Here is a 17,395-nt window from a genome sequence, read left to right on the forward strand (position 1 = left end):
CTCGTCGAGGAGCTCGGCGCCGACGGCTACCTCTACGGCCACACCGACATCAACGGCAAGCGCACCGACCTCGTCGCGCGCGTCGACGGCCGCCGTCACCCGAACGCGGGCGACACCGTCGTCCTCGCTCCGGTTCCCGGCCACGTGCACGTCTTCGACGTCGAGTCGGGCGAGCGCCTGACCGACAAGGCGATCGCTTCCGCGTAACACGACACACGGTCACAGCGCGGGCGGCTCTTCCAAGACCGCCCGCGCTGTGTCATTTCCAGAGGAACCATGCCCGCTGCCCTGAGCATCACCGCCAGCTCCGTCGATCCCGGCCTTCTCGCCCTGCCGTGGTCCACGCCTCTCGCCGAGTGGCCGAGCAGCACCATCGTGTACCTCCCCAAGGGCATCTCGCGCCACCTCGTCCGCTTCGCGAACCTCTCCGGCCGGGTCGTCGCCGTCAAGGAGACGACGGAGGAGATGGCGCGCCGCGAATACGACATGCTCGGCAACCTCGCCCGGCTGGACGCCCCGTGCGTCGAGCGCGTCGCCGTCATCGCGGGGAGGACGGATGCTGCCGGCCAGCCCCTCCCGGCGGTCCTGGTCACGGCGCACCTGAAGTTCTCACTCCCCTATCGCGCCCTCTTCACGCAGGTGCTGCGGCCCGACACCGCGAACCGGCTCGTCGACGCGCTCGCGGTGCTGCTCGTGCGCCTGCACAACGTCGGCTTCTTCTGGGGCGACGTCTCGCTCTCGAACACGCTGTTCCGCCGCGACGCGGGCGCCTTCGCGGCCTACCTCGTCGACGCCGAGACGGGTGAGCTGCACGAGACCGGGCTCACGCGGGGTCAGCGCGAGCACGACCTCGAAGTCGCCCGCACGAACATCGCGGGCGAGATCATGGACCTCGAAGCCGGCGGCCGGCTCGAAGGCGGCATCGATGCACTCCAGATCGCGGACGGCATCGTCTCGTCGTACCGCCTGCTGTGGGCGGCGCTGACCGACCGCGAGACCTTCTCGTCCGACGAGTCGTGGCGGATCACCGAGCGCGTGCGCCGCCTCAACGAGCTCGGGTTCGACATCGGCGAGATGTCGATCCAGGCCGCCCCGGACGGCGCACGGGTCTCGATCCAGCCGAAGGTCGTCGATGCGGGCCACCATCAGCGGCGACTGCTGCGGCTGACCGGCCTCGACGTCGAGGAGAACCAGGCCCGGCGCCTGCTCAACGACCTGGACGAGTTCCGCGCACGTGTCTCGCGCCTCGGCGACGACGAGGACATGGTTGCGCACGAATGGCTCACGCGTGTCTTCGAGCCCGTCGTCAAGGCCGTGCCGTTCGATCTGCGGTCGAAGCTCGAGCCCGCCGAGGTGTTCCACCAGGTGCTCGAGCACCGCTGGTACATGTCGCAGGAGCGCGGGCGCTCCGTCCCGCTCGCCGAGGCTCTCACGAGCTACATGGACGAGGTGCTGCGCCACCGCCGTGACGAGGCGACGCTCATGGGCCCGCCCACCGAGAGCATGTCGCTGCCGGTCGACACCGACGCCCTCGAGATCGTCGACGAGGACGAGGGCATCGACTGGCGCGACCTCGTCTGACTCATCTGTCGGGCGCCGCGGTGCGTCACACGAGGATCCGCGCGGGGTGCTCGACGAGCGATGCGAAGGCCGCGAGCCACTCGGCGGCGAGAGCACCGTCGAGGACGCGATGATCGGCCGAGAGCGTCACGGTCATGACCGTCGCCACACCGAGCGCACCGTCCGTCACGACGGGCCGCGGCTGCGCAGCCCCGATCGCGAGGATGCCGGCGTGAGGCGGATCGATGATCGCGGCGAACTCGCGCGTGCCGTGCATGCCGAGGTTCGTCACGGCGAATGAGCCGCCCTCGAGTTCGCGCTGCCGCAGTCGACCGCTGCGCGCACGATCGACGAGGTCACGCAGCGTCGCGCTCAGCTCGCCGAGCGGCAGGCGGTCGACACCGCGCACGACGGGCGCGACCAGACCGCCGTCGATGGCGACGGCGACGGCCAGATCGACCTGCGAGAATCGCCGGATCGCAGCATCCGTCCAGACCGCGTTGGCGGCCGGCACGGCGACGAACGCGGCCGCGACAGCCTTCACGACGAGGTCGTTGAGCGTTATCGGCGCGGCTCGGCCATCGTTGATCGACCGGCGGAGCTCGAGGAGCGCGTCCACGCGGCAGTCGGCGCGCAGGTAGAAGTGCGGGATCGTCGCCTTGCTCTCTGCGACCCTGCGTGCCACGGCGCGCCGCATGGGCGTGTGCGGGATGTCGGTGAAGCCCGTGGCCGCCGCGTCGCTCGCAAGGTTCTCGCCGGCGTCGGAGACACGGATGACGGGCCTTCCGCCGGAAGCTCCGGCATCCTCCTCGGACTGCTCGAGTGCGTCGAGGTCTCGCCGCACGATGCGCCCGCCCGGACCTGTTCCGGGGATCGATGCGAGATCGACTCTTCGCTCCCGGGCGAGACGCCGGACAAGGGGGCTCGCGAACCGTCGGTCGGCCGCACCCGCCGACTGCGCTGCCGATTCGGTGTCACGAGCGGACCCGCCCGGATCGGGGCCTTCCGCAGCCGGGGTGCTCGTCGGCACCGCCTGCACTGCGGCCGGCTCGAGCGCTCCTGCCGCCGTGAGCGCGGCATCCGTCGACTCCCCTTCGTCGGCGAGAACGGCGATGGGCGCCCCTACGGCGACGGACTCCCCGGGTGCCACGAGCAGGGCCGCCACGATCCCGGATGCCTCGGACTCCTGTTCGAAGACCGCCTTCTCGGTCTCGATCTCGGCGATGGACTGCCCCGCATCGACGGCGTCGCCGACCGCGACCAGCCAGCTCTGCACGGCGGCCTCGGTCGCGCCCGCCATGACGGCCGGCATCCGCACGACGGTCGCCATCACGCACCTCCCCACGCGGCTCGCATGCGCTCGAGCGCCGCCGCGATCTGCTCGGCGCGGGCGATGGCGGCGCGTTCGAGCACCTTCGAGATCGACGGCGCCGCCTCTCCGCCGGTGACGCGCTCGACCGGCTGGTCGAGCCAGTCGAAGAAGCGACGCTGCAGCTCGTCGGCGAGCCACGCGCCGTACGAGGTCCCGCGCGCCCCCTCCTCGACGATGAGGACGGCGTTCGTCTTGCGGATGCTGGCACCCACCGTCTCCCAGTCGAACGACGCCCGATCCAGCCAGCGCAGGTCGATGAGCTCCGCGTCCACGCCGGACTGCTCGATGGCCTCGGCGCAGCGCGGGACCATCGAGAGGTAGCTGAGCACCGTGACATCCGAGCCCTCGCGCCGGATCGCGGCGGAGCCGGGCGGGATGACGTAGTCGAGCGCGCCCTCGGTCACGCTCTGCTGCGTGCCGTAGAGGTCGACGTGCTCGATGACGAGCACGGGATCCTCGAGTGCGAGGGCGGCGTTCATGAGCCCGATGTAGTCGGCCGCCGTCGAGGGGGCTGCGATCCGCCATCCCGGGCTCGTGGCGAAGATCCCGGCGGGGTCCATCAGGTGCTGCGACCCGTACCCGGAGCCCATCGCGACCTTCGTGCGCAGGACGAGCGGCACGGCGTGCGCACCGCCGAACATGTGGCGCGCCTTGCCGATCTGGTTGAAGACCTGATCGGCGGCGACCCACATGAAGTCGGGGTACATGAACTCGACGACGGGCCTGAACCTGCCGTCGAGCGCGAGCCCGCCGGCGAGCCCGAAGAAGGCGTTCTCGCTGATGGGAGTGCCGACGATCCGGTCGGGTCCGTACTTCGCGGCGAGGCCCTTCGTGGCACCGTTCGTGCCGCCGGCGAGGCGATGCACGTCTTCACCGAGCACGACGATACGGTCATCCTGCGCCATGCGCCGGTCCATGACCTCGGCGACGACGTCGACGAACCTCCGTTCGATGACGGGCCCGGCCTCCGGCGGATCGGCAGCGCCCGCGAGTTCTCTCAGGTCGCCCCGGATCCCGACGTCGACGAAGCCGGCGTCCGGCCAGAGAGCGGGGCGGATCCGGCGTTTGCCCTCCTGATCGGGGTCGTCCTCCACGAGCGCCGCCGTCGCGCTGCTCATCGCCTGCTGCGCCGCAGAGCGCAGCCGCGCAACCCCCGCCTCGTCGATGCGGCCGAGCGCGATCATCTCCCGCGCGACCCGGTCCAACGGGTCGCGCGTGCGCCAGTCCGCCTCCTCGTCCTTCGTCCGATAGCCGAACGCACTGCCCGGGAAGGGCCCGTTCTGGTGGAAGAAGCGGTACACCTCCGCCTCGATGATCACGGGGCCCTCGCCCGACCGCAGTCGCGCCGACGCCTGCTGCATCGCGAGATGCACGGCGAGCGGGTCCATCCCGTCGACGCGCCACGACGGGATGCCGAATCCCTGGCCGCGCACCGAGAAGCGCGTGTCGGCGGTGACTTCGTCGGCACGCGTCGAGACGGCGTACAGGTTGTTCTCGATGAAGAAGCAGAGCGGCAGCTTCCACGCCGCCGCGAGGTTCATCGTCTCGAGGACCGAGCCGATCTGGCTCGCACCATCGCCGAAGCAGTTGATCGTGAGGTCCGTCGTGCCGGCGTGCTTCTGCGCCCAGGCGTTGCCCGCCGCCATCGGGGTTCCCCCGCCGACGATCGCGTTGGTGCCGAGCGCCCCGGCCTCGAGCCACTGCAGGTGCATCGAGCCGCCACGGCCGTTGCAGTAGCCCTGTGCGAGCCCGAGGATCTCGGCGAGCGTGCGCTGCAGCACCTCCTGGACCGACGGCGGGACCGGGGACGCGACATCCGATCGGCCCTCGGTCACGTAGGTGATGGCCTTCGCCAGGAACTGATGATGTCCCCGATGGGATCCGCTGACGCCGTCCGTCGGGCGCAGCCCGGCGATCGAGCCGACGGCACCGCCTTCCTGTCCGATGCTCGAGTGCGCGGGGCCGTGGACGAGACCTTCGGCGGCGAGCTCGAGCACCGTCTCCTCGAAGGCCCGGATGAGATGCAGCTGAACCAGCATCGTCGACAGGAGCGCGGGATCGGCCTCGCGCCAGTCCTCGTCCGTCGACTCGAGAGCGAACCAGTCGACGCCCGTCTCGAGTGTGCGTATGCGCGGCATCCTCGCCTCCCGATCAGTGCGAGGCTAGACCGGATTGCATCCAATCACAAGAGGTAGAGTGCCCTGAGTCTGGACAGCGGACGGACTGGGCAGGATCATGGATCCAATATGACGGGAGGCGCCATGGGGATCCCAGGATTGCGCGGCATCGACCACGTCGGAGTCACCGTACCCGACCTCGACGAAGCCGAACGGTTCCTCGTCGACGTCCTGGGGGCCGTGCACGTGTACACGCTCGGCGCCAAGCGATCCGACGACGATGACTGGATGGCCCGCCATCTGGGCGTTCATCCGCGCACCGTCATCCGCGAGATCCGGTTCTACCGGCTCGGCAACGGCAGCAACATCGAGCTCTTCGACTACGACAGCGCCGACGGACAGGCCCCGCAGCCGCGGAACAGCGATCTTGGCGGGCACCACCTCGCGCTCTACGTCGACGACATGGACGCCGCCGTCGCGCACCTGCGGGCGCACGATGTCGAGGTCATGGGCGAGCCCGTCGCGAGCGCGGGTGCGTCGGCAGGTCAGCGGTGGCTCTACTTCCGCTCCCCCTGGGGCATGCAGTTCGAGCTCGTGAGCTTCCCCGACGGCAAGGCCTACGAGCAGGATGCATCCGTACTCCTGTGGCACCCGGCGAGGCCGGCCCAGTGAGCGAGGGGATGCCGCTCCCCGCCCGCGCGGTGCGCGCGGCGCCCGATGGGCACGGGGCCGCGGGGCTCCGCGTCGCCGACGCCCTCAGGACCGCCATCCTCGACGGCGAGTTCGCGCCGGGCGAGCGCATCCGCCAGGAGGTGCTCGCGCGCCGCTATGGGGCGAGCCGCGTGCCCGTGCGCGAGGCGCTGCGCATGCTCGAAGCCGAGGGGCTCGTGACGCTCGTCGCGAACACCGGGGCGTGGGTGTCGCGGATCAGCCTCGCCGAATGCGAGGAGATGTACCAGATCCGCGAGCGCATCGAGCCGCTCCTCCTGCGCTTCAACCTGCCCCTGCTGAGCGACGGCGACGTCGCCGAGCTCGCGCGCCTCGCCGAGGCGATGGAGGCGACCGACGACGTCGAGGAGTTCCTCGCGCTCGACCGCGCCTTCCATCTGTCGTGCTACGACCTCGCGCCGACCTCGGTGCTCGGCGACCTCGTGCTGCAGCTGTGGAACCGCACGCAGCACTATCGCCGCGCCTTCACGCGGGTCTTCCGCGCAGAAGGCGAGCGCAGCGTGCACCACGAGCACCACCTCCTCGTCGCCGCCATCCGGCGCCGCGACGCCGACGAGGCGGAGCGCGTCCTGTCCGGGCACATCAGGCGGACGCGACTCGAGCTGGCGCGGCACCCCGAGGTCTTCGCCGACGACTGAGCCGGCGTCGACGCGGCAGGTGAGCCGCCACCCGCCGGCCGGGGTCGGACCCGCGCACGGGCGGCCGGCCGGCCAGGCGTCAGGTGAGCCGCCAGCCCCGGTCGAGGTCGAGGTTGAGAGCCGAGACTCCGCGATTGCGGAGGAGGAACTGCACGGCGTCGACGACGTCGGCCATCGTGGCGAGCTCGCCGCCCGGCGTCCGGGCCGCGTAGCCCTCGATCGCGGCCGTCTTGCCTGCCCAGAAGGGGCTGTCCCCGATGATGCCCGGGTGGATCGCGTTGACCCGGATCGGGGCCAGCTCGAGCGCCAGCGCGTTCATGAGCCCCATGACCCCGCCGTTGATCGTCGCGACGGTCGTCGAGCCCGGGTACGGAGCATCCTTCGCGCGCCCGCCGAACAGCACGATGCCCGTGTCGCGGCTCGGCTCGAGACGATCCAGCAGCGTGTGGATGACCTCCGTGTACCCGATGAGCTTGAGCGTCACGAGCCGCCTGGCCCGGGCGATGTCGTACTCCCGCACCGTGTTGGCGTCGCGCTCGATGGCGGCGAGCACGAGGCCGTGGACGGGTCCGACACCGGCGAGCTGGTCCGCGATCGTCTCGGGTTCGGAGATATCGAGCGACACGCCTGTGACAGCACCCCCTACCGTCGCCGCGATCTCGTCGACGCGCTCTTGGCCGCGCCCTGTGATGACGACGGAGTCGCCGCGCGCGACGGTGTCCTTCGCGAGCGCGAGACCGATTCCGGACGTGCCTCCGACGATGACGATCGTGCGGCCGCTCATGGTGTCTCCTTCCTATCGGGCGGGTACAGGTCGCGGCGGGTCACCTCGGCGGCGCCGCCCCAGTCGAAGCGGCGCAGCTCCTCGTCGGCGAGCGCGAGCTCGTACACGCGGTGCAGCGCCGCCGCCGTCGGGAGCGTGAGGCCCGCTTCTGCCGCGACCGCTTCTGCGAGGCGCAGATCCTTGAAGCCGAGCGCCATGAGGAATCCCGGCGGCACATACGCCTCGTCGACGATCTCCCTGCCGTAGCCGCGGTAGACGACGCCGTCGAAGAGGGTGCTCACGAGCAGCTCGTGGAAGTCCCCGGCGTCGATGCCGTGCCGCTCCGTCATCGCGATCGACTCGCCGAGCGCCTGGATCGCATGGATGATGTTGAAGTTCACCGCGACCTTCACGACGTTCGCCTGGCGAGGACGATCGCCGAAGCGCCATACGCGGACGCCGAGCGTCTCGAGGAACGGGGTGGCCTCGGCGACGAAGGCCTCCTCCCCCGCTGCGAGGATGTTGAGGCGACCCTCCGCGGCGACGGACGGTCGACCGAGCACGGGCGCCGCGACGTACCCGACGCCGGCCGAGGCGAATCGGGCCTCGAGCCGATCCGCTTCGGCCGGACTGATCGAGGCCATGCAGACATGGATGCCGCGCGCGTCGCCGACGGACTCGTCGGACAGCACCCCTTCGGCCGCGTCGTCGTCGGCGAGCATCGAGAACGACAGGCCCGTCGCGAGCGCCTCCCCGGGCGATCCCGCGGCGACGGCCCCCGCCTCGACGAGACGCTCGACGTCCGCCGGCGAACGGTTCCACACGTGCACCTCGTGCCCGGCCTCGACGAGTCTCCGTGCCATCGCGGAGCCCATCCGGCCGAGCCCCAGGAAGCCGAGCACCGCCATGCCTACGCCTCGCCCCGGCCCCATGCCGTGTTGAGGTGGGACTGGCTGTCGCGCTCGGTCTTGAGCGGTCCGCCGACCGCGATGTAGCGCGTGCCGGCGACGAGCAGCTCCTCCGCCGGGAACTTCGTGATCACCTCGCAGCCCTCCGCCGTGACGACGACCTCTTCCTCGATGCGGGCCGCGCCCCACCCGTCGGCCGACGGCCAGTACGTCTCGAGGGCGAACAGCATCCCCTCCTGCAGCACTTCGGGATGATCCAGCGAGACCAGCCGCGAGAAGATCGGCTTCTCCCAGATCGACAGGCCTACGCCGTGGCCGTACTGCAGCGCGAAGGCCGCCTCCTCATCGGGGAACCCGAACTCCTGCGCCGTCGGCCACACCCGCACGATGTCGGCGGTCGTCGCTCCCGGCTTCACGAGGGCGATCGCGCGATCCATGTACTCGCGGGCGCGGGTGTACGCGTCGCGTTGCGCGACGGATGCCGACCCCACCGCGAAGCAGCGGTAGTAGCACGTGCGGTACCCGTTGAAGGAGTGCAGGATGTCGAAGAACGCGGGGTCGCCGGGGCGGATGAGCCGGTCGCTGAAGACGTGCGGATGCGGTGAGCACCGCTCTCCGGAGATCGCGTTGACGCCTTCGACGTACTCCGAGCCCAGGTCGTAGAGCGTCTTGGCCACAAGGCCCACGGTCTCGTTCTCGCGGACGCCGGGGCGGAGGAACCGGTAGAGCTCCTCGTACGCGGCATCCACCATCGACGCCGCCTGCGTCAGCAGTCGGATCTCATCGCCCGTCTTGATGCGACGGGCCTCCATGAACACCTGCTGGCCGTCGACGACCCGGATGCCCTCCGCCTGCAGGGCGAAGAGGATGGGCAGCTCGATGACATCGACGCCGAGCGGCTCGTTCGCGACGCCGAACTTCTCGAGCTCTCGCTTGATCTTGCGCGCGACCTCCTCGGCGATGCCGGCGTCCGGCGTGAAGGCACCGCGCAGCGTCGAGATGCCGGCGCGAGCGCCGCGCTCGAGCCGCGACCGCTTCGCACCCTCGTGCGGAGCGTGGGGGTCGGCATCCATCTCGGCGGTCGTCGTGTCGAGCCACGGGTTGTACAGCGCGTGGTGCTTGGCAGCGGAGCCGAAGTCCCACGAGATCGGGTCGCTGTTGCGGGTGAGCAGGCTGAAGCGGATCAGCTTGTCCATGGCCCACGTGCCGATGTGCGTCGCGGTCATGTAGCGGATGTTGGAGAAGTCGAACGCCAGCAGGGCACCGAGATCCGAGCGGTCGAGCTCCGCCTTGAGCCGTCCGAGGCGCTCGGCGCGCAGGCGGTCGAAGTCGACCCGCGCCTCCCAGTCGACCGCGTTCGTGCCGGTCGTTCCCGTGTTCTTCATCGAGACCTCCTGCGTCCGCCGGATGTGGAACAGATTAGAACACGTGTGAAGGTACAGTGAACACTCGCGCGGTGTAAGGTCGCGGCAGAATCCCGCGGAGGGCGGAAGCGGCATGGTGGGCGAGAAGGTCGGCGCGAGACTGCGCGATGCGCGACTGGCGCGCGGGCTCAGCCTGCGCGGGCTGGCACAGTCGCTGGGGGTGTCGCCGAGCCTCATCTCGCAGATCGAGACGGGCAAGACTCAGCCGTCCGTATCGACGCTCTACGCGATCGTCTCGGCGCTCGGGATCTCGATCGACGAGCTGCTCGGCGTCGTGACCGAGCCCGAGCGCGCCCCGGCGAGCACCGTGACCCCCGTCGTGCAGCGTGCGGCCGAGAATCCCGTCATCGAGATGGAGAACGGCGTGCGGTGGGAGCGGCTGGCGGTGGGCGACGGAGCGGCGGACGCGCTGCTCGTCACCTACGCGCCGGGCGCTTCGAGCTCGATCGAAGGCCGGCTCATGCGTCATGCGGGGGTCGAGTACGCGTATCTGCTCGAGGGCGAGCTGACTCTGCAGCTCGACTTCGACACCCACATCCTCCGTCCGGGCGACTCGCTGCACTTCGATTCGGTCCGGCCGCACATGTACGCGAATCGGGGGGATGCTGTCGCCCGCGGCGTCTGGTTCGTCATGGGTCGTCGCGAGCACAGCCAGGCGATGCCCGCGGCCCCCGGCGTGGAGGCGCCGGTCGCGCATGAGCCGGTCACGTCGGCCGTGGAGGTGCTCCAGGCGATGGACCGCCTTCGCGGGGAGTGACGCCCACGCGCGTCGTCAGTCGGCGCGCGGGTGTTCGGCGCGACGGTGCGCGGCGGGGCGGGGCTCGTCGATCCACGGATCGACGAGCGTCTTGATCTGCGTCGAGCGGCCCTCCAGCAAGGGCCGGAGACCGCGCTCGAGCAGCAGATCGAGCGGGAGGACCTCGCTGGCGACATCAGACCAGTCCTCCCGCGTCGCGAGCAGCCGGACAGCTTCGGGCATGTCGTCCGCGAAGACGTGGGCGACGCTGCCGACGACCGAGTACTCCCGCAGCGTCCAGTCCCGCAGCATCACGGCAGTCGGCTCCTTCTGGACGCCGACGGGCACGATGACCGCTCCGCGCGGGGCTGCCTGGAGCACTTCGGCCAGGCCCTCGGGGGATGCGCTCACCTCGAACAGCACGTCGGGTTCGACGCCGCGCTCGCGCAGGGCCTCGGCGAGCGGCATCCCTCCGGCCAGGACGCCGTCCGCGGCGCCGAGTCGCGTCGCGAGCGCCAGGCGCTCCGGGTCGCGCGCGACCGCCGTGACGCGGGCGCCCGTCGCCGCGGCCGCCAGCACGATGAACGCTCCGATGCCCCCGATCCCGACGACGACCGCCTCGTCGCCCGCGGCCAGTCCGCTCCGGCGCACGACATGGACGGCGATCGACATCGGCTGGGCGAGCGCGAGAGTGTCGTCGGCGAGGCCTGCGTCGGTGACATCGAGCAGGATGCCCGCGGGAACGGCGACGTAGCCGGCGAGCCCCCCGTCGGCCTGGAACCCGGCGGTCCGATACGTGCGGCACAGATTCGTCCGACCCCGCTGGCACTGCCGGCACGTGCCGCACGAGATGCCGGCGCCGCACACGACAGTCGCCCCGACGGGAGGTTCCGAGACGCCCTCGCCCAGCCGCTCGACGACGCCGGTGAACTCGTGGCCGAGGACGACGGGCGGACTCGACAGCAGGCCCCGATCGAACTCGACCGCATCGGTCCCGCACACGCCGCAGACCGTCACGCGCACGAGCGCCTCGCCCGGTCCCGGGACGGGGACCGGCCGCTCCTCGATCCGCAGATCGCCCAGGGCGCGCAGAACGGCGGCCCGCATCGGCGTCAGCCGGCCGCGCCGAGATCGAGCTGCGCGGCCTGCCTGTGCTGGATCATGCGGCCCAGGATCCGGTCGTACACCGCCTTGTGCGCCTCGGAGTCGAGATACGCCGTGAGGCCGTCCGCGTCGTCGACGACCGCCGCCACGGCGTAGTCCGCGTCGCTCGGGCGCAGTCTGAGGTTCTCCCCGCAGTCGTAGCGCCGCAGGGCCGGGATGCCCTCGGCCATCTCCTCGAGCTGCCGGGTCAGGTCGGCGACGTCGTCGGGGGTGACGTCGTCCCGCCATGTGAACAGGGCCAGGTGAAGGATCATGTCGCTCCTCGTCTCGACGGCGGATGCGCCGCAGTGTTCAGGATTACTTTACGCATGTGCAGTCGAGCGAATACACTGCGGGCGACACCGGAACCCGTCCGCAGTGTCTGCTGATCGAAGGAGATGAGCGATGACGGACACGCCGACCCCCCAGAAGGGCCAGCCGATCCTCTTCACCGACGGAATCGTCCTCACGATGGACGACTCCCGCACGGTCCTCCCCCGTGGTGACGTCCTCGTCAAGGACGGCAGGATCGCGGAGGTCGGGGTCGACGTCGCGGCGCCCGATGACGCCTTCGTGATCGACGCGAAGGGCGGCATCCTCATGCCGGGCATGGTCGACACGCACCGGCACATGTGGCAGACGGCCATGCGCGCCTACGGCGCCGACTGGACCCTGACGCAGTACTTCGTCTGGTATTACCTGCAGCACGGCGCGAAGTTCCGGCCGCAGGACTATGCGGCCGGCAACCTCATCTCGGCACTCGACGCCGTCGAGTCCGGCGTCACGACGAGCGTCGACTGGTCGCACGGTCTGCGCACGATCGAGCACGGCGAGGCGGCCTTCGAGGCGCTCGTCTCGTCGCCGGGTCGCTTCGTCTTCGCCTACGGCAACATCCACCAGTCGCCGTGGGAGTGGACCGCCGACCCCGCGATCCAGGATCTCCTCGTCCGCTCCCGGGACGACTCGCGCATGTTCGGCACGCAGATCGCCTTCGACGTGCCCAATCAGGATGCCGAGTTCCCCGAGCTGGCCGCCTATCGTGTCGCCGAGGAGCTCGGGCTGCGCGTGACGACCCATGCCGGCGTCTGGGGTGCGACCAACGACTGGGGCATCAGGAACGCGTACGAGGCCGGCGTCATGAAGGAGGGCTACACCTACGTCCACGCCGCTTCGCTGGCCGCGGAGTCCTATCAGAAGATCGCTGCGACGGGCGGCAACGTCTCGCTCGCGACCGAGTCGGAGGACACGTGCGGCCAGGGATACCCTCCCGTGCATCAGCTGCGCCGCTACGGCATCCCCACGTCGCTGTCGGTCGACACGAGCGTGTGGTTCAGCGCCGACCTCTTCTCGGCCATGCGCGCGACCGTCGGCGCCGACCGAGCCCTCGAGCACTACCTCGCACACCAGCTCGACCCCGCCGAGACGATCACGCACGTCAAGCTGCGCGTCGAGGAGGTCGTGGCGATGGCGACCCGCGGCGGAGCGAAGGCCATCGGCAAGGACGACCTCATCGGCTCGCTCGAAGTCGGAAAGCTGGGCGACGTCGTCCTGCTCAAGAACGAGGACTCTCCCTCGTGGGCGCCGCTCGTCAACCCCTACGGTCAGGTCGTCTACCAGGCGCAGCGCGGCGACGTGCACACGGTCGTCGTGGGCGGCGAGGTCGTCAAGGCCGACGGCAAGGTCGTCGCCGGCGACCTTCCGGGCGTCAAGGCCAAGCTCGAAGACACGATCTCGTACCTCCAGAGCGAGATCGGCGACGACTGGCTGGCGGGCCAGAACCCCGAGATCCCCGAGACCGAGGTCCTCTACAACCCGTACCAGTACAAGAAGTGACCGGCGCAGGCGACCGGATCGCCGTTCTCGGCGCGGGCGCGAACGGCTCCTCGATCGCGGCCGACCTGATCGCGACCGACCTCGACGTGACGCTCATCGAGCAATGGCCCGCCCACGTCGAGGCGATGCGCGCCGACGGCCTGGTGATCCGGATGCCGGAGCGCGAGGTGACAGTCCGGCCGCACGTGCTGCACGTGTGCCAGGTGGCCGAGCTGCGGCATCCCTTCGACGTCGTGCTCATCGTTATGAAGGCGTACGACACGCGATGGGCTGCCGAGCTCATCGCGCCCCACGTGAGTCGGACGGGGCTCGTCGCAGCCGTGCAGAACGGCATGTCGACGTCCGCCGTCGCGGCCGCGGTGGGCGCCGAGCGTGCCGTGGGCACCGTCATCGAGGTGTCGGCGACCATGTCGGAGCCCGGACTCGTGCACCGGCACACGCCGCCGGAGCGCTCGTGGTTCGCGGTCGACGCCGGCGCGCGGGCCGAGCCCGTCCGCGCCGCGCTCAGCCATTCGGGACGGGTCGAGCCCTTCCCGGACATCGACTCGGCGAAGTGGATGAAGCTCGTGAGCAACTCGTCGGTGCTCGTTCCCACGGCGATCCTGGGTCTTCCCATGCTCGATGCGATCCGCGTCCCCGGCATGCGCGATGTCATGATCCGGGCCGGTCGCGAGACGCTCGCGGTGGGGCGGGCGGGCGGGCGCAGCATCCTGCCCATCTTCGGCCTGACCGCCGCCGACATCGCCGACGAGTCCACGGTCGTCGAGACCATGCTCGACGCGCTCTACGACCGGTTCGTCGTCGCGGGCGCGACGACGACGGTGCTCCAGGACTGGAGGAAGGGTCGCCGCAGCGAAGTCGACGACATCAACGGCATCGTCGTCGCGGCGGGCGCCCGGCTCGGCATCCCCACGCCCGCCAACGCGGCGGTCGTCGACGCTGCTCACCGGATCCAGCGCGGCGCTCTCGACCCGCGGGCCGAGAACGCCGCGCTGCTCACACCCTTCGGGGGCGCCTAGGTCGATCAGTACCCGACGGTGAACCGTTCACGGTGGTGCTTGGGTGTCTCGATCTCGTCGATGAAGGCGACGGCGAGGTCCTCGCCGGAGATGTAGGACAGGCCGGCCTCGTCGCGGACGACGACGTCGCCGCCCGTCCGGTACGAGCCCGTGCGCTCGCCGGGGTTGTAGCCGCCGAACGTCTCGGCCGGGTGCACGAAGAACCAGTCGAGCGACTCGGGCGTCGCCTGAAGGCCCTCGAGGATGTCGATGCCGGTCTGCGCCTCGGCCTTGAAGGCCTCGGGGAAGTCGAGGTCGAACAGGCGGGGTCCGCCCGGCTCGGAGAGCGATCCGCCTGCGCCGCCCACGACGCCCAGTCGCGTCCCGGAGCCCGCGAGCTCCTTCGCGAACTCGAGCACCGACCCGACCGCGAGATCGGCCATGTCGCCGCGCGGAGCGACGGCGATGATGACGGCATCCGCTCCCTGCAGCTCGGCGACGAGTCCCGGGGCATCCACGATCGAGCCCTCGATGTACGTCACGCCGTGCACGCGCTCGGCGGGCACCTTCCGTGAGACGGAGACGACGTCGTGTCCGCGCCGCGCGCCCTCTGCGACGATGTGACTGCCGGCGTAGCCGGTCCCTCCGATGACGGCGATACGAGCCATGGTCTTCCTTTCGTGGTTACGTCGAGAGCAAGCCCCACGCCGCGGGAATCATTCCCACGAATGCATCATGCGTCGTTGCGGGCGGTTCGGAGCGTGGCGACCTGATACAGGGCGACGGATGCCGCGATTCCGGCGTTGAGCGACTCCGTGGCGGCCGAGATCGGGATCGACACGACCTGGTCGCACGTCTCGGTCACGAGGCGCGAGAGGCCCTTGCCCTCCGAGCCGACGACGATGACGACGGGACGGTCGGCGAGCTCGAGGGCCGGCAGCGAGACGTCGCCCCCGCCGTCCAGGCCCAGGACGAAGACGCCCTGCTTCTTGAACTCCTTGAGCGTCGAGGTGAGGTTCGGCGCGACCGCGACGGGCACGCGCGCGGCGGCCCCCGCGCTGGTCTTCCACGCCGCCGAGTTGACGCCGGCCGAGCGACGCTGCGGGATGACGATCCCCTGCCCGCCGAAGGCCGCCGTCGAGCGGATGATGGCGCCGAGGTTGCGCGGATCCGTGACGCCGTCCAGGGCGACGATGAGCGGCGTCTGGCCGGTGTCGACGATCTGCTCGAGCAGGTCCTGCGGGTGCGCGTACTCGTACGGCGGCACCTTGAGCGCGACGCCCTGGTGCACTCCGTCGAAGCCCGCCATCCGGTCGAGCTCCTGTCGGGTGACCTCGAGGACGGGGATGTCGCGATGCGTCGCGATCGACAGCATCTCCTTGACGCGGTCGTCCATCTCGACGCGCTGCGCGATGTAGAACGCCGTCGCGGGGATCTTGGCCCGCAGGGCCTCGAGGACGCTGTTGCGTCCTGTCACGGTCTCGGTGTCGTCGCCTGCCTTCGCCTTCGGCGCCCGGTTCTGGCCGCCGCCCTGCGGCTTGGCGCCGGGACGGCCCTTGCCGCCCGCGGCGGCGTAGCGCTCGGCCGCGGCCTTGCGCTTGCCGGCCGGGTGCCACGCCCGGTCTTCGGCCTTGGGTGTGGGCCCACGCCCCTCGAGCGAGCGCTTGTTCTTGCCGCCGGAGCCCTTCGTGGGTCCCTTGCCGCCCTTGCTGGCGCCGGGGCGCCCTGGCTTAGCCATCGATACTCCAATGCGTTCCGTCTGCGCTGTCTTCCAGCGTGATTCCTGCCGCGGCGATCGCATCGCGGACGCGGTCCGCTGCGGCCCAATCCTTCGCGGCGCGGGCTTCGGCCCGCTGCGCGATCATCGTCTGCAGGAGCGCATCCAATGCGGATGCCTCCGGCCCTGCCGTCCCCGCGAGCCACTTCGGGTCCTCCGGGTCGATCCCGAGGATCCCGGTCATGACCGCGACCTCGCCGAAGGCGCGCAGGACGGCGCCCCGATCCCCCGCGTCCAGTGCCGTGTTCCCGTCTCGCACGGTCTCGTGCACGACGGCGAGCGCCTGCGGCACGCCGAGATCGTCATCCAGCGCCTCGGCGAAGCGCTGCGGCACGGATGCCTCGACTCGCACGTCGGCGTCGGCGTCGGCGGCGAGCAGCCGAGAAGCGCGCTGCAGGAACGTCCGGATACGGTCGAGCGCCGCCTCGGCCTCGTCGAAGGACGACGTCGTGATGTCCAGGCTCGAGCGGTAGTGCGCCGCCGCGAGTGCGTAACGGACGACGAGCGCATCGCGCTCGCGCAGGATGTCCTCCGCGAGGATGAAGTTGAAGAGCGACTTCGACATCTTCTGGGCGCCGACTGTCACGAGGCCGTTGTGCACCCAGTAACGGGCGAACCCGTCTCCGGCCGCCGTCGACTGTGCGAGCTCGTTCTCGTGGTGCGGGAAGCGGAGGTCGAGGCCGCCGCCGTGGATGTCGAACTCGGCGCCGAGGTAGCGGCGCGACATCGCCGAGCACTCGATGTGCCAGCCCGGGCGTCCCTTGCCCCACGGCGACTCCCACTGCGCCGACTCGGCCTCGTCGGGCTTGGCGCCCTTCCACAGGGCGAAGTCGCGGGGGTCGCGCTTGCCGCGGGGATCCGCGTCCTCCGCGGGCTCCATCGCGTCGAGCGACTGGTTCGTGAGCGACCCGTAGTCCGCCCACGAGCGCACGTCGAAGTAGACGTCGCCGGCGGCGGCTCCCGTCGCCGGGTACGCGTGCCCCGCGTGGATGAGCCGCTGGATGAGTTCCTGCATCTGCGGGATCGACGCCGTCGCGCGCGGCTCGTAGGTCGGAGGAAGGATGCCGATCGCCGTGTAGGCGCGGGTGAACTCGAGCTCCATGCGGTAGGCCAGCGCCCACCACGGCTCGGAGTCGGTCGCGTTGACGAGCACCTTGTCGTCGATGTCGGTGACGTTGCGGACGAACGTCACGCGGCCGTAGCGATGCGCGAGCCAGCGACGGAGGATGTCGAAGCTCAGCGCGCCGCGCAGGTGCCCGATGTGCGGCCCCGACTGCACGGTCGGACCGCAGACGTAGATCGTGACGTTCGCGGGGTCGAGGGGCACGAAGTCGCGCAGCTGCTGCGCCTTGGTGTCATAGAGCCGGACGGTCACCGCACAAGCCTAGCGGCGCGCT

At 70.6% G+C, this 17,395-nt stretch carries 16 protein-coding genes and 1 pseudogene; 7 read left to right on the forward strand and 10 right to left on the reverse strand.

Annotated features, from left to right (window positions below):
* Both ABZ477_RS03435 and ABZ477_RS03440 read left to right on the forward strand, forming a co-directional pair.
* Positions 1 to 207: pseudogene (locus ABZ477_RS03435) on the forward strand (sugar ABC transporter ATP-binding protein); the annotation flags it as partial.
* Between the two features lie 69 nt (positions 208 to 276).
* Positions 277 to 1,581 carry a DUF4032 domain-containing protein gene (locus ABZ477_RS03440; protein WP_360127925.1) on the forward strand — a complete coding sequence of 435 codons (1,305 nt, stop codon included), beginning with the start codon at positions 277 to 279 and terminating at the stop codon, positions 1,579 to 1,581.
* Positions 1,582 to 1,606: 25 nt separating this feature from the next.
* On the opposite strand, the gene ABZ477_RS03445 is transcribed toward ABZ477_RS03440, so the two are convergent.
* Both ABZ477_RS03445 and ABZ477_RS03450 read right to left on the reverse strand, forming a co-directional pair.
* Positions 1,607 to 2,890, reverse strand: coding sequence for a dihydrolipoamide acetyltransferase family protein (locus tag ABZ477_RS03445; RefSeq protein WP_360127928.1), 1,284 nt, complete (start codon positions 2,888 to 2,890; stop codon positions 1,607 to 1,609).
* Positions 2,890 to 5,070, reverse strand: coding sequence for a thiamine pyrophosphate-dependent enzyme (locus ABZ477_RS03450; RefSeq protein WP_360127931.1), 2,181 nt, complete (start codon positions 5,068 to 5,070; stop codon positions 2,890 to 2,892). The genes ABZ477_RS03445 and ABZ477_RS03450 overlap by 1 nt, the downstream gene beginning before the upstream one ends.
* Before the next feature lie 108 nt (positions 5,071 to 5,178).
* Between ABZ477_RS03450 and ABZ477_RS03455 the strand changes: the two genes are divergently transcribed.
* Positions 5,179 to 5,721, forward strand: a complete 543-nt coding sequence (locus ABZ477_RS03455; protein ID WP_360127934.1) for a VOC family protein — start codon at positions 5,179 to 5,181, stop codon at positions 5,719 to 5,721.
* Positions 5,722 to 5,729: 8 nt separating this feature from the next.
* Positions 5,730 to 6,416, forward strand: a complete 687-nt coding sequence (locus tag ABZ477_RS03460) for a GntR family transcriptional regulator (protein ID WP_360127937.1) — start codon at positions 5,730 to 5,732, stop codon at positions 6,414 to 6,416.
* Positions 6,417 to 6,495: 79 nt separating this feature from the next.
* On the opposite strand, the gene ABZ477_RS03465 is transcribed toward ABZ477_RS03460, so the two are convergent.
* Genes ABZ477_RS03465 through ABZ477_RS03475 form a run of 3 tightly spaced genes read right to left on the reverse strand, consistent with a single transcriptional unit; the run spans position 6,496 to position 9,472 of the window.
* Entirely contained in the window at positions 6,496 to 7,200 is a 705-nt protein-coding gene (locus tag ABZ477_RS03465; protein WP_360127940.1) for an SDR family NAD(P)-dependent oxidoreductase, read from the reverse strand.
* A complete protein-coding gene (locus ABZ477_RS03470; protein ID WP_360127943.1) occupies positions 7,197 to 8,087 on the reverse strand; it encodes an NAD(P)-dependent oxidoreductase in 891 nt (296 codons plus the stop codon). The genes ABZ477_RS03465 and ABZ477_RS03470 overlap by 4 nt, the downstream gene beginning before the upstream one ends.
* A gap of 2 nt (positions 8,088 to 8,089) precedes the next feature.
* A complete protein-coding gene (locus ABZ477_RS03475; RefSeq protein WP_360127946.1) occupies positions 8,090 to 9,472 on the reverse strand; it encodes a Xaa-Pro peptidase family protein in 1,383 nt (460 codons plus the stop codon).
* A gap of 112 nt (positions 9,473 to 9,584) precedes the next feature.
* On the opposite strand from ABZ477_RS03475, the gene ABZ477_RS03480 reads away from it, so the two are divergent.
* Positions 9,585 to 10,268, forward strand: coding sequence for a helix-turn-helix domain-containing protein (locus ABZ477_RS03480; protein WP_360127948.1), 684 nt, complete (start codon positions 9,585 to 9,587; stop codon positions 10,266 to 10,268).
* A gap of 15 nt (positions 10,269 to 10,283) precedes the next feature.
* Here the strand turns inward: ABZ477_RS03480 and ABZ477_RS03485 are convergent, their stop codons facing one another.
* Both ABZ477_RS03485 and ABZ477_RS03490 read right to left on the reverse strand, forming a co-directional pair.
* On the reverse strand, positions 10,284 to 11,354 hold the full coding sequence (locus ABZ477_RS03485; RefSeq protein ID WP_360127951.1) for an alcohol dehydrogenase catalytic domain-containing protein: 1,071 nt from the start codon (positions 11,352 to 11,354) through the stop codon (positions 10,284 to 10,286).
* Positions 11,355 to 11,359: 5 nt separating this feature from the next.
* A complete protein-coding gene (locus ABZ477_RS03490; RefSeq protein WP_360127954.1) occupies positions 11,360 to 11,665 on the reverse strand; it encodes a Dabb family protein in 306 nt (101 codons plus the stop codon).
* Between the two features lie 130 nt (positions 11,666 to 11,795).
* On the opposite strand from ABZ477_RS03490, the gene ABZ477_RS03495 reads away from it, so the two are divergent.
* Both ABZ477_RS03495 and ABZ477_RS03500 read left to right on the forward strand, forming a co-directional pair.
* Positions 11,796 to 13,223, forward strand: a complete 1,428-nt coding sequence (locus ABZ477_RS03495; RefSeq protein ID WP_360127957.1) for an amidohydrolase family protein — start codon at positions 11,796 to 11,798, stop codon at positions 13,221 to 13,223.
* Complete coding sequence (locus ABZ477_RS03500) at positions 13,220 to 14,242, forward strand: 2-dehydropantoate 2-reductase (protein WP_360127960.1); 1,023 nt, start codon at positions 13,220 to 13,222, stop codon at positions 14,240 to 14,242. The genes ABZ477_RS03495 and ABZ477_RS03500 overlap by 4 nt, the downstream gene beginning before the upstream one ends.
* Positions 14,243 to 14,247: 5 nt before the next feature.
* Here ABZ477_RS03500 and ABZ477_RS03505 read toward each other — a convergent pair whose 3' ends face one another.
* From ABZ477_RS03505 to cysS, 3 genes are all read right to left on the reverse strand, one after another.
* A complete protein-coding gene (locus ABZ477_RS03505) occupies positions 14,248 to 14,889 on the reverse strand; it encodes an NAD(P)H-binding protein (protein WP_360127963.1) in 642 nt (213 codons plus the stop codon).
* A gap of 65 nt (positions 14,890 to 14,954) precedes the next feature.
* Positions 14,955 to 15,959 carry a 23S rRNA (guanosine(2251)-2'-O)-methyltransferase RlmB gene (rlmB, locus tag ABZ477_RS03510; protein WP_360127965.1) on the reverse strand — a complete coding sequence of 335 codons (1,005 nt, stop codon included), beginning with the start codon at positions 15,957 to 15,959 and terminating at the stop codon, positions 14,955 to 14,957.
* Positions 15,952 to 17,373, reverse strand: coding sequence for a cysteine--tRNA ligase (gene cysS, locus ABZ477_RS03515; protein ID WP_360127968.1), 1,422 nt, complete (start codon positions 17,371 to 17,373; stop codon positions 15,952 to 15,954). Before cysS ends, rlmB begins: the two co-directional genes overlap by 8 nt.
* Between the last annotated feature and the right edge of the window lie 22 nt (positions 17,374 to 17,395).

This window comes from Microbacterium sp. NPDC019599 (genome assembly GCF_040632175.1).
Taxonomy (GTDB): domain Bacteria; phylum Actinomycetota; class Actinomycetes; order Actinomycetales; family Microbacteriaceae; genus Microbacterium.

Coding starts and splice junctions, on each gene's coding strand:
- ABZ477_RS03440 (WP_360127925.1), top strand. CDS start 277: ATGCCCGCTGCCCTGAGCATCACCGCCAGCTCCGTCGATCCCGGCCTT.
- ABZ477_RS03445 (WP_360127928.1), bottom strand. CDS start 2,890: ATGGCGACCGTCGTGCGGATGCCGGCCGTCATGGCGGGCGCGACCGAG.
- ABZ477_RS03450 (WP_360127931.1), bottom strand. CDS start 5,070: ATGCCGCGCATACGCACACTCGAGACGGGCGTCGACTGGTTCGCTCTC.
- ABZ477_RS03455 (WP_360127934.1), top strand. CDS start 5,179: ATGACGGGAGGCGCCATGGGGATCCCAGGATTGCGCGGCATCGACCAC.
- ABZ477_RS03460 (WP_360127937.1), top strand. CDS start 5,730: ATGCCGCTCCCCGCCCGCGCGGTGCGCGCGGCGCCCGATGGGCACGGG.
- ABZ477_RS03465 (WP_360127940.1), bottom strand. CDS start 7,200: ATGAGCGGCCGCACGATCGTCATCGTCGGAGGCACGTCCGGAATCGGT.
- ABZ477_RS03470 (WP_360127943.1), bottom strand. CDS start 8,087: ATGGCGGTGCTCGGCTTCCTGGGGCTCGGCCGGATGGGCTCCGCGATG.
- ABZ477_RS03475 (WP_360127946.1), bottom strand. CDS start 9,472: ATGAAGAACACGGGAACGACCGGCACGAACGCGGTCGACTGGGAGGCG.
- ABZ477_RS03480 (WP_360127948.1), top strand. CDS start 9,585: ATGGTGGGCGAGAAGGTCGGCGCGAGACTGCGCGATGCGCGACTGGCG.
- ABZ477_RS03485 (WP_360127951.1), bottom strand. CDS start 11,354: ATGCGGGCCGCCGTTCTGCGCGCCCTGGGCGATCTGCGGATCGAGGAG.
- ABZ477_RS03490 (WP_360127954.1), bottom strand. CDS start 11,665: ATGATCCTTCACCTGGCCCTGTTCACATGGCGGGACGACGTCACCCCC.
- ABZ477_RS03495 (WP_360127957.1), top strand. CDS start 11,796: ATGACGGACACGCCGACCCCCCAGAAGGGCCAGCCGATCCTCTTCACC.
- ABZ477_RS03505 (WP_360127963.1), bottom strand. CDS start 14,889: ATGGCTCGTATCGCCGTCATCGGAGGGACCGGCTACGCCGGCAGTCAC.
- rlmB (WP_360127965.1), bottom strand. CDS start 15,959: ATGGCTAAGCCAGGGCGCCCCGGCGCCAGCAAGGGCGGCAAGGGACCC.